This is a genomic window from Gammaproteobacteria bacterium, assembly GCA_029882975.1.
In the GTDB taxonomy this organism is placed as follows: Bacteria; Pseudomonadota; Gammaproteobacteria; order SZUA-152; family SZUA-152; genus JAJDNG01.
Map to the genome: position 1 here is coordinate 81,854 of JAOUJW010000018.1, position 16,695 is coordinate 98,548.

Annotated in this window: 11 protein-coding genes and 1 pseudogene; 5 read left to right on the top strand and 7 right to left on the bottom strand. The window is 49.2% G+C overall.

Annotated features, from left to right (window positions below; all coding sequences use genetic code 11):
• Positions 1-8: 8 nt before the first annotated feature.
• Positions 9-848 (top strand): decaprenyl-phosphate phosphoribosyltransferase, encoded by an 840-nt coding sequence (locus tag OEY58_13990; protein MDH5326563.1) that lies wholly within the window; start codon positions 9-11, stop codon positions 846-848.
• Positions 849-1,326: 478 nt separating this feature from the next.
• Here OEY58_13990 and OEY58_13995 read toward each other — a convergent pair whose 3' ends face one another.
• From OEY58_13995 to OEY58_14010, 4 genes are all read right to left on the bottom strand, one after another.
• Positions 1,327-2,025 (bottom strand): hemolysin III family protein, encoded by a 699-nt coding sequence (locus OEY58_13995; protein MDH5326564.1) that lies wholly within the window; start codon positions 2,023-2,025, stop codon positions 1,327-1,329.
• A gap of 242 nt (positions 2,026-2,267) precedes the next feature.
• Positions 2,268-2,507 carry a hypothetical protein gene (locus OEY58_14000; GenBank protein ID MDH5326565.1) on the bottom strand — a complete coding sequence of 80 codons (240 nt, stop codon included), beginning with the start codon at positions 2,505-2,507 and terminating at the stop codon, positions 2,268-2,270.
• Positions 2,508-2,635: 128 nt separating this feature from the next.
• Positions 2,636-5,740 carry an error-prone DNA polymerase gene (locus OEY58_14005; protein MDH5326566.1) on the bottom strand — a complete coding sequence of 1,035 codons (3,105 nt, stop codon included), beginning with the start codon at positions 5,738-5,740 and terminating at the stop codon, positions 2,636-2,638.
• A gap of 50 nt (positions 5,741-5,790) precedes the next feature.
• Positions 5,791-7,326: a DNA polymerase Y family protein gene (locus tag OEY58_14010; GenBank protein ID MDH5326567.1), complete on the bottom strand. Its 1,536-nt coding sequence runs from the start codon at positions 7,324-7,326 to the stop codon at positions 5,791-5,793.
• Between the two features lie 155 nt (positions 7,327-7,481).
• On the opposite strand from OEY58_14010, the gene OEY58_14015 reads away from it, so the two are divergent.
• A complete protein-coding gene (locus tag OEY58_14015) occupies positions 7,482-7,664 on the top strand; it encodes a hypothetical protein (GenBank protein MDH5326568.1) in 183 nt (60 codons plus the stop codon).
• Here OEY58_14015 and imuA read toward each other — a convergent pair.
• On the bottom strand, positions 7,658-8,281 hold the full coding sequence (gene imuA, locus OEY58_14020) for a translesion DNA synthesis-associated protein ImuA (protein MDH5326569.1): 624 nt from the start codon (positions 8,279-8,281) through the stop codon (positions 7,658-7,660). The genes OEY58_14015 and imuA overlap by 7 nt on opposite strands.
• Before the next feature lie 70 nt (positions 8,282-8,351).
• Positions 8,352-8,954: a transcriptional repressor LexA gene (gene lexA / locus OEY58_14025; protein ID MDH5326570.1), complete on the bottom strand. Its 603-nt coding sequence runs from the start codon at positions 8,952-8,954 to the stop codon at positions 8,352-8,354.
• A 700-nt stretch (positions 8,955-9,654) separates the two neighbouring features.
• Here lexA and OEY58_14030 point away from each other — a divergent pair.
• From OEY58_14030 to OEY58_14040, 3 genes and pseudogenes are all read left to right on the top strand, one after another.
• A pseudogene (locus OEY58_14030) lies at positions 9,655-14,292 on the top strand (DUF4157 domain-containing protein).
• A 185-nt stretch (positions 14,293-14,477) separates the two neighbouring features.
• Positions 14,478-14,942, top strand: a complete 465-nt coding sequence (locus tag OEY58_14035; GenBank protein MDH5326571.1) for a hypothetical protein — start codon at positions 14,478-14,480, stop codon at positions 14,940-14,942.
• 121 nt (positions 14,943-15,063) lie between these two features.
• The gene (locus OEY58_14040; GenBank protein MDH5326572.1) at positions 15,064-15,297 is read left to right on the top strand and encodes a hypothetical protein; all 234 of its coding nucleotides are present in this window, start codon (positions 15,064-15,066) and stop codon (positions 15,295-15,297) included.
• 483 nt (positions 15,298-15,780) lie between these two features.
• On the opposite strand, the gene OEY58_14045 is transcribed toward OEY58_14040, so the two are convergent.
• A partial coding sequence (locus OEY58_14045; protein MDH5326573.1) for a hypothetical protein occupies positions 15,781-16,695 on the bottom strand: 915 nt, incomplete at its 5' end.

A 16,695-nucleotide genomic window follows, 5' to 3' on the forward strand; every position in this document is an offset into this window, starting at 1 on the left:
ACTGAAACATGAGTGCTTATTGGCAACTGCTGCGCCCCAAACAATGGATTAAAAATATATTTGTTGTACCCCCGATTATTTTCTCCGGTCGCTTTCTCGAGAATGATGCGGTAATTGACCTGGGCTTGGCGGTATTGTTGTTTTGCCTCTGCGCCTCTATTGCCTACATCGTTAACGACATTCACGATCTGGAACAGGATAGAACTCACCCGAAAAAATCCAAAACCCGGGCCCTGGCATCGGGACGCGTCACCGTGAAACAGGCGATACTCGTTGCCATCATTTTGACGCTTACTGTTTTTACCACCGCTTTTATCGTCAATGCAAAGTTGGGCTTGGTGTTGCTGGCCTATTTACTCCTCACCATTGCTTACACCTACAGCCTCAAAAACTTCCCTATCGTGGATTTATTTACCATTGCCTCGGGTTTTGTGTTACGCATGTACGCCGGAGCCGTCGCCATTGAGGTGCCATTATCCGATTGGATGTTCATTACCGGCTTTACTCTGGCCTTATATCTGGCCGCCATCAAGCGCAAACAGGAACTGTGTTCCGGAAATTTGCAACGACCGGTATTGAAACTGTATTCGGAAACGCTGGTGCAGCGTTACGCCGAAATGTCCGCCACAGGCGCATTGGTATTTTACAGTTTGTATGTTGTAACAGAAAACTCAAAATTGGTGCTGACCATACCGCTGGTACTGTTTGGCTTGTTCCGCTATTGGTACGTGGTGGAAACCCACAACGCCGGTGAATCACCCGCCGACGCCTTCTTTCAGGATTGGCTCTTAAGCTCCACGGTGGTGCTGTGGGCAATCATCTCTATGGTGGTGTTATGGCCGAAGTGAGCTTGACACATGCCCGTGGGACAAAGCGGAAAATTGAATCCAAGGAAGTGGTTTTCGCTTGTTATGAGCAGGCATTAAGTCTGCTCGGTGGAATACGTAAACTATTCCACCCTACACATACATAAACATCACATACACGAGCAGCTCACGCATTAACCCAAGCTACAGTTGCACTTGGTGTGTTGTGGCCGCAATAAAAGGACACTATTCTCTTCACATTACATCAGAGTTTGTGCGGATAAACTTATTTTGATTCTTATCGTATGCCAACTCAATCATCTTGTTTTCTGACTCAGAATATCTCAATCGAACACTGCGGGAATCACCTAAGCCCTCCATAAAAAAGCACACTTGGACGAAAGGAAAAAATCGAAGCCGGTCTTTGCTAATTTTACTAATGCTACACATGGGAAAAAAGCGGTCCATCAATATAGGCGACAGACTGCACGAACACAGCGATGGTGAATCTACAGCGGGGCTATGCGTGCGACAATTTTGATGGTGGCGTTATGCCATCGGAGAATTTGTTGATAAATGCCCAGTGGTAACCGATACCGAATAATACCGCTACATGAAATAACTCATGCGGTCCGACCACGCCCGGCACAATGATAGGATAGCGCAGAAATTCGAGTACGGCACCCAATGTGTAGGCCAAAGCACCGTAGATCAATAATTTGATGAATTGAAAACCGTAACGCCGGTAAAGCAACAAACCCGTGAGTGCGCCAATCCAGCCCATGAGCAAATAAATACTCAGGCCCAGCCACTCGCTCATCTCATGAAAATATATGGATTTGAAAACAATCCCGCATATAGCAATAGCCCATACCAGCGATAAAATACCCCAACGCCGCCAGCCGCGAAACAACACCCCATGCACGGGAGTAAAACTACCGGCGATTAGAAAAAAGATACCGGCATGATCCATGCGCTGCAAAATATCACGGGCTGTTCCACCCGGTGCCAGGAGATGGTAAACCCCGCTCATGGACAACAGAAACACAACAGAAAATACAAACAAACCCAACATTATCTGGCGATTGACGCTACCCTTTCCACGCAGCACCAGCACCACGCCCAATGCAAAAAATACAGCAGCGGCCACTAAATGGGTAATGGAACTAAAAGGATCACTAAATCCTGGAATTGGAAGTATTTCGTATCGATCAAACATTACTGCAATTCAAATACACAAACAGATAAATAATGCAGTGCGAATTTCGCGCCACATCGCTTTCATAAAGTAACCCGTTAACATTAACAGGCTACCCTATTGATTTTACACGGTTGAGCCACTCAACGTATTTCAATATTGTTACAGTTATTCGCACTTCACCCGAAAATTAATCATGGGATCCTTATTTAAATGTAGCAAAGGGACGATCCAAATACTGTTAAAAATTCACACTTTGGGATTCAATTGGTCACGGATTTGCGTTTGCTGCGTTTTTTAACAGGGGGTTTGGGAGACTTGGTTTGCGTATCGATTGACTCAATTAACTTGGATAGCTCCGCCAGTTGTTTTTCGGCATCTTTGATTTCCTGACTGTCATCACAAATGCGACACACCACGTGCAAGCGATCTTCCACTTCCCGCAGTGATTTTAATACCAACTTAGCCTGACTGGGGCTGATGGTGACTTTGTTTTTATCCATAAGCATTTCCCAGGTTGGGTAAAATGAAAAGAAATTGAACGCAAAACATTCAATCGTAAACCAAAGCTTAACATTTTATCCATTTTAATGAAAACATCCTTGAAAATAATACAGTTTTTGGAATTGCATTAGTGAAAATCCCGGGATTTATTGTCCAAACGGCCCAGCCAGCTACTTAAATCCCGCAGATCCCGCGCAATCAGATGTAATACCCCATCCTCTATTTGCACCACCCCCTGTACCCATAATAAACGGGAACGTAATACCGCTTTTTTGCAACGTTCGGCCAAACGGGGCCACACCACCACATTGACATAGCCCGTTTCATCTTCCAGAGTCACAAACATCACATTGGCGGCTGATCCGGGTCGTTGTCTGGATATCACCAACCCTGCTGTGGCAACAAATGCTCCGTTAGCACAAGCCCACAAAGCGGCAGCACATAACACTTTGCGTTGCTCAAAACGAGAACGCAATAAACTCAAAGGATGACGCTCCAAACTCAAGCCTAAACAGGCGTAATCGGCAATAATATTCTCACCTTCGGTCGGCTTGGGTAACAAGAACTCGGGTTCGGTTTCCCCGGTGGGAAACAAGGCAGCAGTCGTCCCAATTGGGTTTGTTGCGGCCGCATTCACTACGCTCACATCGCTGACCGCCCAATAAGCTCGATGCCGATCAGAGGCCAGCGCATTGAGTCCGCCTCCTGCGGCCAAACACTCCAAATCCTTACGCGCAATCGCCGCCCGAGACATCAACTCCTGAACGCTGTTAAAAGGTACACTACGCGCTTGCAATACGGCATGCGCAGCCCTATGACTCAAGCCTTTCACCATACGCAATCCCAGCCGTAAGGCAAAGCCGGATGATTTTTTTTCCAAATGACAATCGTAACGGCTGTGATTCACATCCACCGGAAGTACGGTGACACCATGACGTCGGGCATCGTTCACCAATTGCGACACGCCATAAAATCCCATCGGCTGGCTGTTGAGCAATGCACAAGTAAACGCAGCGGGATAATGATATTTAATCCAGGAGGACGCATAAGCCAACAAGGCAAAACTGGCGGAATGGGATTCGGGAAAACCGTATTCACCAAAGCCCTTTATTTGCTGGAATATCTGCCGGGCAAAGGCTTCGCTATAGCCCCGTTGCTGCATGCCCTGCAACAGTTTTGCTTCAAACTGCTCCAGGCCGCCTTTACGTTTCCAAGCCGCCATGCTACGGCGCAACTGATCCGCCTCACCGGCACTAAAACCGGCGGCCACCATAGACAAACGCATCACTTGCTCCTGAAAAATGGGCACACCCAAAGTGCGTTGCAGTACGTGCTCCACTTCCGCATTGGGATAAGTCACCGCTTCAGTGCCATTGCGCCGCGCCAAATACGGATGCACCATATTCCCTTGAATAGGGCCCGGACGAATAATCGCAATCTGGATAACCAAATCATAATAGTTACGGGGTTTCAGCCGCGGCAACATACTCATTTGAGCTCTGGATTCGATCTGAAACACACCAATGGTGTCGGCCTGCTGTATCATTTTATAAACTCGCGGATCTTCAGCCGGGATATCCGCCAGCGTTATGGTACGATCATCGCATTCACTGATATAAGCCAACGCCTTGCGTATGGCGCTGAGCATACCCAAGGCCAAAACATCCACCTTTAATAAGCCCAGCGCTTCCAGATCGTCTTTTTCCCACTGAATCACGGTACGCCCGGGCATGGAGGCATTTTCCACCGGCACTAATGTAGACAGCAGGCTTTCACTGATCACAAACCCGCCCACATGTTGGGACAAGTGCCGGGGAAAACCCAATATCTCTCGGGTCAAAAAAATCAATCGGCGAATCACCGGGCTTTGCGGCGAAAAGCCATTGGCTTGCAGTTCTTCTTCGGCATACTCTTTGTTGTTCCACCAATAGATGGATTTGGCCAAACGATCCACCTGATCCAGGCTCATACCCAGAGCCTTACCCACGTCGCGCACCGCACTGCGAGGCTGATAGGTAATGACGGTAGCGGCCAGCGCGGCACGTTCTCTACCATACTTATGGTAAATATACTGAATCACCTCCTCACGCCGCTCATGCTCAAAGTCCACGTCAATATCAGGCGGTTCGTTACGCTCGCGGGAAATAAACCGCTCAAACAATAAATCCATGCGCCCCGGATCCACTTCGGTAATCCCCAGGCAGTAACAAATAGCAGAGTTGGCCGCCGACCCCCGGCCCTGACATAAAATATTTTTAGAACGGGCAAACAGCACAATGTCATGTACGGTTAAAAAGTAATGCTCGTATTTTAATTCCTGAACCAAATCCAGTTCGTGTTGAATCAAACCCAACACTTTTTTGCTGGGCCCTTGCGGCCAACGACGTTGCATCCCTTGTTCGGTTAGCTGTCGCAACCAGCCATTGGCCGTATATCCGGGCGGAACCAGTTCACTGGGATAGTCATAACGCAATTCATCCAGGGAAAAATGGCACTGTTGGGCAATGATCCCAGTCTGCCGGATCAACTCCAGTGGATACAACTGCGCTATCCGCTTTAAACTGCGCATATGCCGTTCACCATTGGCCTGTAGTTCATAACCCAGCTCCGACACGGGTTTTCCCAAGCGTATGGCGGTTAATACATTCTGCAAGGCCCTACGGCTACGATGATGCATATGCACATCACCCGCAGCACACAAAGGAATATGAAGTTCTTGCCCCAACTGCTGTAACTGTTGCAGCAGTTGCCGATCTCGGCCCCCCAACAACAACTCCACCGCTATCCAGGTTTTTCCCGGAAACAAACCCTGTAGCCACCGCAGGCCCTGTGCGGCGAAGTCAGTGGCTGCGATATCGGGCAACCATAAAGCCAGGCAGCCCACGGGACAGTGTTGTTCAAACAGCGCCTGGTTTATGCGGTATTCACCTTTGGCGGCATTGCGCCGGGCCACGGTAATCAAACGGGATAAACGTCCATAACTGAGCCGGTCCGTGGCCAGTAGCACCAAGCGAACTCCATTTTCCAGCACAAATTCACTGCCAATAATCAGTTTAAACTGATGCTGCCGGGCCAGCACATGAGCCCGCACCACACCGGCCAGCGAACATTCGTCCGTCAGCGCCAAGGCATGATAGTGCAATTGCAACGCTTGGCTCACTAACTCCTCGGGATGGGACGCCCCCCTTAAAAAAGTGAAATTGCTGATACAATGAAGCTCAACATAGGACAAGTGACTTGAATGAGCCGAGTGAATGGGGTCAGCAAAATCAGTCAAGCCAGTCACGCAAACAAACCCTGCAAATACCAATCTTTGTCGCCACGCAGTTCCCGATAGACCCACAAGCGCCGATGCTGTTGATCGGCGGCAATATAATAATCCCTGCGCACATCAGCACCGGACCACCAACCGCTCTCAATCCGCTCCGGACCGGACAACAAGGACAGTTCACCTTCGTACCACAACTTCCCTGCCCGAAAACGCAATAACCGGGGAGTGGGCAATAACCACAAAGGCCGGCGATTCAGTTGTTCAGCCATACAGGAGGACAACGCATCGGCAGACACCCGTACAGCGTATTCGGGCCGGTGTTCCGCCACAGCATGCAGATATTGAATGGCGGAAGCACCCAGACGAGTCTGCAATTGTTGTAACAACTGCTCCAGACTGCTTTGCTGCGCCCCTTGCCCCCCCATCCCTCCTGCCTTGGTCGTAAACAATGAGTCGCTGTGGGATTCGTGTGCCAGAAACTGCCGCGTTTGTAACAACAAGCCAATCACCGGAGCCTGTAACTCCATGGGTTCCAAACGAGTTTGCAACAAAGCTTGTAAATGCTGCTGATCCCGACTGGGATAACGCAAAGCGATACGAATACAGGTAGCCTCTCGGGTATGGTGCAAAAAACGCATCCTGTAACCGTACAGCAGCCAATCCCGACGCCACAGATATTTTTCCAGTTTGGCAAACAGGGTTGCGGACATATCCAACAACTGTCGCTTATCATTCAGCTCATAACTTAAATCGTAAGCAGCTTCAAAGCGTTCTGACGCTCGATAACTTTCCCGTAAATCTGCGGCTTCCCCCAAGGCCCGTTCGAGATACAACAACAATTCGGGTCCAACACGCCGTGCCAGGGCCGCTTTAGGCAGACGCCACACATCCCGCAACCGTCGCAGCCCGGAATTGTACAGCTGTTTTTTTTTGTTCGCGGGGATGGGTAAAACCTCGATGGGAACCCCCCCCAAAACCGAGCGCAGAGAATCCATCTGTTGTACCACCACGGCCCGACCGCTGTTAGCCAGTAAAAAACTGGCAATAGGTGTTGGTGTTACGGCTACTTGAAAGGTATAAGCCCCCTGGCGTAAGTCTTCATTAATATGGTTTTGCAGCGCTTGCAAACCACCATACAAACGCAAACTGCCCTGCACTTCCAGCAATAAAGTCTGTGGTAGTTGCACATGTACTTTTGAACTGAAACCATTGGCCCATGCGGCCAAACGTTGTAGTTTTTTTTTAATAGCGACAGGGTCATAAGCGACGGTTTTAAGCCCTTGGCACAAAGTATAAGCGGCGCTCACACTCATGCCCGGCACCACGCCGTGACACTCCGCCTCAGCAGAAGCCATGACTACCACGCCCCGTCCTTTCACTTGTTCAACAACAGCAATAGACTGAGAGCAGGTAGGCCTATAAAGTTCCAAGGCCAAACGAGGGAAAACAATCGCCATCCACAGTTCCCGCACTGAAACGGTGCGGGTATGTGCAGGTTTTTCCACCGACGAGAAATCAAAAGGCAATACCCGTGTAGACTTATCCATGGGGAAAGCCTCAAACAGACCGGGCGAGCGAAACTGAGGGTGAGAGTAAGGGTGAGAGTAAGGGTGAGAGTGCGAGTAAAGCCAAGAACAAAACTGAGAATGCAGCCAAGAGCAACACTAAGTATAACATTGAGAACGAAACCGGGTTAGAAGCGATGGCTTTTGAAGCCGTGGTTCTCGAAGCCGTGGTTCTCGAAGCCATGGTTCTCGAAGCCATGGTTCTCGAAGCCGTGGTTCTCGAAGCCGTGGTTCTCGAAGCCATGGCCTCCGAAATGGTGTCCGCTCTGTTGCTCATACGTGTGAGGACTCCCTTAAGGCGCAAGACCGGAACTCAATGACAGATAAAATCGAGTGTCGCCGACTGATACTGATAACCCCGGCGCGCTTTTAATACAGTAATATGGGTTCCATCCTTGCCAGAGCTTAATTGCAGACGCAATGCCGATGGCGAATCCTTCACATTACGTTGGCGAAACAATACCCCCAGCGTATTACTGGCGGTTGCCGCCAATTGCAGACGACGCACCATGGAGTTGGGTAACCAATCCAACCAGGCCAATACCAAAGCACATTCTTGCGACTGCAAGGCTTTTTCGATACACCATAAAGTATCCTGGCATTTGGCATCCGGGGTAACCAAAATAATATACCGGGTATCCACTCCCGCCTGCACCAGGGCGGGCGCATAAGGGACATGGGGAGGTGCAATCCATAAAACATATTGTCCAGCCTGGGTCATGGACCGAATCATGGGCATCAACACCTGAAGCTCACCTACGCCCCAACATGGGGTTACCATTTCCACCAATGTACCCGTAGGCCAACCTTGATTGGGTAAAATCGCATCCAAAGAAGGATAACCACTGGGGATGCCTCTTTGCTGATCGGCAACGGCTTCACCGGCTTTCCAAATAGCTTGATTGTTACGCAATAACTGCTGCAATTGTTCATTCATAACTGATGCTCTAAGCTGTAAATATTGAGATCCAACCTATAACGGTCTAAACCCTATAACTGTCTAAACTCTATAACTGCCGTATAACACCCACCGCAATCCCTTCCAAGGCAAACGGTTCGCGCGCCAAATTCACTCGAATGGGTTCATAATCGGGGTTTTCCGCCAGCAAATACACAATACGACCTTTCTGCTTAAACCGTTTGACGGTGACTTCGTTTTCCAAGCGCGCCACAACGATCTGACCGTTGCGTGCGCTTGCACGACGATGCACCGCCAACAAATCACCGTCTAAAATGCCGACATTACACATACTCTGACCGTGCACTCGCAATAAATAGTCAGCCTTGGGATGAAATACATCGGCCTCAACCTGGCAGTACTCTTCGATGTGTTGCTCCGCAAGGATGGGGCTGCCTGCTGCCACTTGACCGACAACCGGCAACCCCCTTTCGGCCACCTCGTCCAACACCCGAATACCCCTGGAGGTTCCGGGGTACAATTCAATTGCCCCTTTACGTTCCAGCGCCTGCAAATGTCCACGCACACCATTGGTGGAACTAAGCTGTAAAGCTGCTGCAATTTCCGCCACCGTGGGGGGCATCCCGTTGATTTCAATCATACTGCGAATGTAATCCAGTACTTCTACTTGCCGTTCTGTCAAATCTTTCATGGTGATTTCTTGATCAGTGAATTAATGGACAGTGCTTTTATGGACAGTATACACCATGATGGGTTCAGCACAAGGGGGAGTTGAAAAAATTATTATTATTGTGAGCTCCCGAAATTCCCGTTCACCACCCCATATCCGGCGAACATTCTGCTCAGGACAGAAACTTTACTTATTTAGTCAGCAACCTGCACATTAAAAACAACAAACCCTAAAGGGTTACTCAGATTGTCCGTTAACTCCTCTATTGGCAGTTAAGAAGTCGGTAATAATCATGCACCTTTCTGATAAGAATTCCGTAGTTAAACCAATAGTTAAACTCATCATCCTTTTTGGCTTGTTATCACCTCCAGGTGTTCAAACCTCCTTTGCCGCTGACAAGCTCTTTAGATATCAGGGCCAGGCGTATGAAACACTGGACCAAGCCGAAGCCGCGATGAAAACTAGAACTGATGCTTCACCATACTTGCAACTAGTAAATGTAGAACCAACCTACGGCGGAGATTACAAATACACATATGACACTGGCGATTCAATACCACTAGTACCAGCACCCAACGCCGATTGGGTTTATTTCTCAAATGTATCAGATGAAATGTATTTAACTGAAGGCGATGCTGTAAATGCAACAAAACAGTATTGGGTTGAAAGAAGGGGGTATTGTTTCGACAGTGTACGCAGTCGATCGAGTAATTATGGCTTTTTGAGATGGGCTGGCGGGGGTTATCGATATACTGAGGATTACAATATTCTACGCTTGGAATCGGGTGGGAATGTATTGTTTAACTTGTTTTTCTATCAATGTCAGGTCCATGCAGTCCAGGGTGCAACATTTATAAGAGCTAAGAAATACCAATGCCTGGCAGGCCCGGTTAACTGGAAGCGTAAAAATACCAATTACTGCGGCATGTCCGACACCATCACCGGTCCCGGCCAATACCAAACCGCCATGAACCCGGCGCCGCAACAAAGCGAGTGCGGCTCGCCTTGCTCCGGTAGCGGCAACGTAGACAAATCTTCGAGCGTCCTCAAAACCTTAATTAAACACCCCATCGACCCCACCCACGGCAATAAATACTACCGCGAGACTTTAATTGCCGGCACCGGCATCGGCAGCTTGCCCTTGAGCTTGTCTTACAACAGCGCCATTAGAGAAAACACCGGCCTCGGTGTGGGCTGGACCCACAGCTATTCCCAAGCCGCCGTGTTGAGCACACCCCCGAGCTTGAACTCTCAAGACAACCTCATCAAAGGCACACCGCAATCCTCTTTGGCTGATGCTTGCACCCAGGGCTGGGACGATATCAAAGCCCAACTGGATGCCACCTGGAAAGACACCTACGCCAGCATCAATAACGGGCGTTGCGATATCCTCCAGAACACCGGCGCCGGTGCACAAAAAGTCAACAGCCTGTTTATGTACAATGCCCATACCGGCGACGCTGTAAAAGTGAATAACGAAGCGCCAAAAACCCTCAACATTACCCGCCCCGACGGCAGCCGCTTGGAATATGTTAAAGACGGCAGTCAGTGGGTTAACCGCCATGCCGATCAGGCCAAGCTGGAATCTGTGGTGGACGGCGGCGGCCAAACCACCCAGTGGCAATTAACCACCCCGGATGATTCCGTAGAAGTGTACAATGCACAAGGTCAACTGCTCTCCATACAGGATAAAAACGGCCGCAGCACCACCTTCTCCTACAATGGCAATGGCTCTCTTTCTCAAGTCTCCTCGGACACCGGAAAAACACTGCAATTCAGTTACGACATTCTGGGTCGGATCAGCGTGGTTCAAGACGACGCGCAACGCCAGTGGCTGCTGAGCTATGACGCCGCCAATAATCTCAGCGCCATTACCTATCCGGACGGGACGGTCGCCGACCTCCTCGACAACCCCAGCAAGCGGTTCCATTACGAACACAGCTTGTTTCCCCATGCCTTAACCGGAATGACTCAAGAATTGGGCACCCGCTTGGCGACCTATGATTACGATGCCCTGGGCCGCGCCATCCTATCCACTCACATTGACAACGTCGACCGTGTCGATGTCGCCTATAACCCGGACGGCAGCCGCACCATCACCAACAGCCGCGGCTTTCAAAGCACCTATCAGGTTCAAATGCTCAACGGCAAACGCTTCATCAGCCGCATCGACGGCCCGGCTTGCAGTAATTGCGGCGAGGCGGATTCCAGCTATGAGGCGGACAGCGCAGGTCATCGCCTCAAAGCCAAAACCGTACAAGGGCTTCGCACCGAATGGGGCAATTTCGACAGCCGCGACAATCCCGGCTATGAAATTCAAGCCGCCGGAACGCCGCAAGAGCGTCGTAAAGACTTTACCTACGACGACCGCTTTCACTACAAAATCAAAACCATGACCGAGCCTTCGGTCGTGCCCGGACAACACAAAGTCACCACCTTTAGCTACGACGCCAACGGCAATACCACCGCCATTCGGGTGGACGGCTTTGCCCCGGATTTGAACGACCCCGGCAATACCACAGGCATTGCTGTTTCCCGAACCACATCGTTTAAATACCTGGGCCCTTTACATCAGCTCAGCGAAATCGACGGCCCCTTGGATAACGCCATATTGGATGACCGTACGGTTCTGACCTACTACCCCAATAATGCCGGCGAAGGCTTCAACCGGGTGCGCTTGAAAAAAGTGACCGCCGCCAACGGCATTGTCCTGCGCGATCAGATCCAATACAGCGCCACCGGTAAAGTGATCAGCGAAATCCGCCCTAACGGCTTGCAGCTCAGCTACGCCTACTACCCCGGCAATGACCGTCTGAAAACGGTGACTCAAACCGGCAATGACGGTGCATCCCGAACCACGCACTGGACCTATCTGGCCAATGGCCGGGTGGAAACCGTAACCGTGGCCTACGGCAGCGCCGCTGCCGCCACCGTGACCTTTGGCTACGACGCCGCCGAACGTCTCACGGACATTAGCGATGCCCTGGGCCATACCATCCACTACACGCTGGATACCGAAGGCAATACCCTGGGTGAAGAACGCTACGACGCCAATCAAGTACTGCAACAAAGCCTCAGCCGTACCTTCGATGCCTACAACCGCCTGGATCAGCTTATCCTGCCCAACGCCACCCAGGACTATGACTTTGCCCCCAACGGCACCTTGCAACAAGTCAGTGACGGCAAACAACAAGTCACCCGTTACGACTACGACGCCCTGCGACGTTTGACCACGGTGACCCAACCCGGCGATATTACCAGCCAATACGCTTACGATGCCCAGGATCAACTCCAACAAGTGACCGATCCGAGAAACAACGCCACCCAATACGTGCTGGACGATTTGGGTAATCGCTTGAGTCGCGTCAGCCCCGACACCGGCACCAGCCGCTACGAACACGATGCCGCCGGTAACATCATCGCCCAGATCGACGCCAAAGGCCAACGGGTGGATTATCTGTATGACGCACTCAACCGCCCGATGCAAGCCAGTTACGCTGACGGAGCCATTGAGCAGTTTGTCTATGATACCGCCATCAATGGCGTGGGACGTCTGGCCCAGGTGAGCCGAGCCTTAAACGGCAATGAACACAGCACGGTGGAATACGCTTACAACGGTTTTGGCGAGATCGCACACAAACGCCAGATTACGGTGGAACTCATTGATGGCATAGAACAACGCCGTGAACTCACCACGTCCTACGCGTACAACGCCCTGGGCCAGGTCAACAAAGTCACCTACCCCTCCGGCACGGTGGCGGATTACGGCTATGCCGGTGGCCGCATCCATTCGGTCAGCATTAATGGCAGCCTGTTTATCGACAATATTGTCTATCACAGCAACGGCGCGATTGAGTCCTGGCAGTGGGCCGGCGGAGCGCAAAACGGTACGGTCTATGTGCGACAGTTTGACAGCAGCGGCCGTCTCAGCGCCTATTCTTTGGGGGCCCAGGTGCATACATTAAGCTACGATGCCAACCACAATGTAGAACTGGTGGACTCGGCCAACACCCAGGCCGCTTACACTTACGATGCCCTGGACCGACTGCGCACAACCAACAACGCGGGTACGGTGAGCTTCAACAGCAGCTACGACTACGACGCCAACTCCAATCGTACCCTAAGCACCCAAAACGGGTCACAGACCGATTACCGCTATCCGCTGGAGAACAATCTGTTGAGCCAACGCATCAGCACGGACCCGCTCAATGCGATTAACACCCTCCCCCACCAATACGATGCCAATGGCAATACCACTCATAATGGTGTATTCGCCTTTGCCTATGATGCCAAAAATCGTTTAATCGCCGTGGACAACGGCGACACGGCCAAGTACTTGTACAATGCTCTGGGCCAAAGGGTGAAGAAAAACGCCGTGGGCAACCCGGCGGATGTGAACGGCGATGGCATCATTGATTCGGCTGACATCATCGCCACCAACGGCCCCAACGGTATTGCGGTGGATTGCAACGGCACCACCGGTGGTAATAATGGTAACGGTAAAGGATTGGGTAACACAAAAGGACAAGGACCGCTCTCGGCATCCATGTCTTCGCGGCATAAGCCCATCCCTGGGCAAAATACGGCCTGTATTGCCAATCAGATTGGTGGTAATCCCAACAGTCCCAAGACCAAAGCAGGTGGCGGCAGAATCACCTTGTACTTTGCCTACAATGAATCCGGTCAGTTGATCGGCCAATACAAGCCGGATCTTTCAGATCCTGCTATCCCCATGGCCCTCTCCCCCACCGAGGAAACCATCTATTTAGGTGTGATTCCCGTCGCAACCGTCCAAAACGGATTGGTCTATACTGTGTACACGGATCATTTGAATACGCCGAGATTGATTCAGGACAGCTCAGCGAGAACCGTTTGGACCTGGGACAACACCGATCCCTTTGGTGGAAATGAAGCCAATGACGATCCCGATGGGGATGGGATTAAGTTTGTATACCTACAAAGGTTTGCGGGGCAGTATTATGATGCTGAGACGCAGCTGCATTACAACTACTTTCGGTATTATGATCCGCAGACGGGAAGGTATGTAACTTCTGATCCCATAGGGTTGGAAGGTGGGTTGAATACGTTTGGGTATGTGGGTGGGAATCCGATAGCCAATATCGACCCGTTGGGACTTGAAAAACTTCCGCAACATGTTATCGATATTTTGGAATTTCATTTCCCAGGTTTTGATTTTGAAAATATTGAAACCCACCAAGGTTTTCCTTGGTACATTCTTGATAGCTTTGAAGCTGACGCTTTCACGAATGGATACGATATTTATTTTAAAAACAAAAAGTATGATCCTTGCACTGCGGAAGGAATTGCGTTAATAGGTCATGAAATTGAACATTCAGTACAGTACGGTAAAACATTCTTGAGTAGAGCTCGCTACCGGAGAACCTACGCTATTGAATTAAAGAAACTTTGGGAAACCATGGATTTTAATGATGCAATTAAAAATATACCCTATGAAAAGGATGCTTCCAAGAAGCAAAATGATATACGTGAACATATACAACAACAGTTTGGAAACGAAAACCTATGCAGTTGCTCAAAATAGTATTAATTGTAAATGTTTTAGCTGGATGTAGTCCGTTCTTGTACAGTGCACATACTAAAGACACGGATATTGAATTTTTTAGTTTGTCGCGAAACGAGAGTGCCAAAAAGTTCAAAAAATACAGCTTGGAGCGACAATTTGAATTGTATTTAGCAGGAATGAATAGACATCCACCATACTTGTTTTTGGCTAAAATAATTGCTCAGAAAGGAGAGCAAGCAACGCGGTTTCTGGTCGGTAAACTAGAAGAAGAAAAGAACGAAATGAATCAATTTGAAATATTATTTATATTCGAAACCATGAAAAGTTACGGCTATTACGATATAAGCCAAAATCAAACACAAATGAAAATAGTCAAGAATGCTATAGACAGCATGACATTAGAACCAATACGGAAACGAAGTAAAGACTCATTATTGAAAATAACAGCTACTAATCAGGAATAATAAGTATACAAGGGTGATGCAAGGGGGCTAGGGTCGCCGAATTACCCTGTACTTTGCCTACAATGAATCCGGTCAGCTCATCGGCCAGTACAAGCCCGATCTTTCAGATCCTGCTATCCCCATGGCCCTCTCCCCCACCGAGGAAACCATCTATTTAGGTGTGATTCCTGTCGCAACCGTCCAAAACGGATTGGTCTATACTGTGTACACGGATCATTTGAATACGCCCCGGTACATTGAAAACGCTGCAGGCGTTAATGTCTGGCGCTGGGACAACACCGATCCCTTTGGTGGTAATGAAGCCAATGACGATCCCGAAATGATAGGGGTCAAGACACTTGTTTCACAATACTAGAGGATTCCTGTTCAGCTTCTCGTAAGCGGGTTACTTAAAAAGCGAAGGGGGCTAGTCGCTTGCTTCATAATACTCAATGCTTCTGTATTCCATTTTGTTGACAGAGTAGAACAAGTGGGCACGTTGCCTCGTGGAATAAATAAATCAGGTTTTGTCTGTAAAACGTAGGCATGTGCTGCTCCCGGCGTTTGATTGAACACCGGAACAGGCTAGTTCAGATTAGCTGTTTAGAAAAGGGGGCAGTTCGTGAGTAAAGGACACGGATCCTGCAAGGGACAAGGTTTTGTATCAATGTCTGAAAAAGCCTGTGACCAAATGGGTGGGAAAGTGGGAGCCGGGCGTCATCATAATTGGGACTGCCCCCCCTACTAATTACCGAGTGTTACACTAGATTCCATTCCGGTGCTACGGCCAGCATGACCCGCGCGTCCCATGCATGGAGTATGTTCCCGAGGTATTTTAAGACAGAGCCAGATAACAACCTTAATTACTAACCCCAAGCGTAAACCTTGTATCCACTCTAGGAGTCGTTATTTGCGCTCCGGTATTATCTTGCATGACAACATTCTCAACATTGTAAGTTATGATACCGACCCTTGCAGTCATAAATTTTAAATGCACAAGTTCATCAATATCGCCAATGCTTGACATAGTGCTAGAGTTTAATCGTGTTGCACTAATAGAATAGGAAGTTACAGCGTTAGCATCCGTTCCGTTATTAACTACACTGCAATTCCAGTTCTTATTGCATTCAAAGCCAACATAACTTAACCAACCTGCTTGACTAGTTGTAATATCAAGATTTACGCTTCCCAATTCAGGAAGGTTATAAGTACCTAAAGTAAAGGATGTTGCACTGGCACCCCCGATATGAGTAGCGTATCTGTCATTAAATCCAATGGTTTTATTATTGGTGAACATATTACCGAATGGCGGACCATATCTACCAACAACCACTTCAAATTGAGTACATCCTTGTAGAGCTCCATTATGCAAAGCATCCACGCCTCCATCGGTTACACAAGCCTCTACAGGAGTAGGAATATAGTCACCATTTTGGTCGAGATTAGATATACTTCTCCATGTGACTAAAGCAGTTAATTCCAAAGGATTGGAGGTACCAATAACCGGCGATAAACCACCGACACCTTCATAATAGTCAAACAAAAAATTAGTGAAATCTAGAGGGTTGGTTGTTATGTCATCTGTAACTGAACAAGGAATAGATGACCAGTCATTAATACCATATTGAGCATTTGGGCTACAGCTTACTAGAGGCGGTTGATTATTCGTTGGGACTTGAATCTCTGCACCTATCGTTAATGGGACCAATCTATCAGTTGACAACAATGTTGAATATGAACCGTCTGACATTAAACCATCATCTCCCACCGTTAT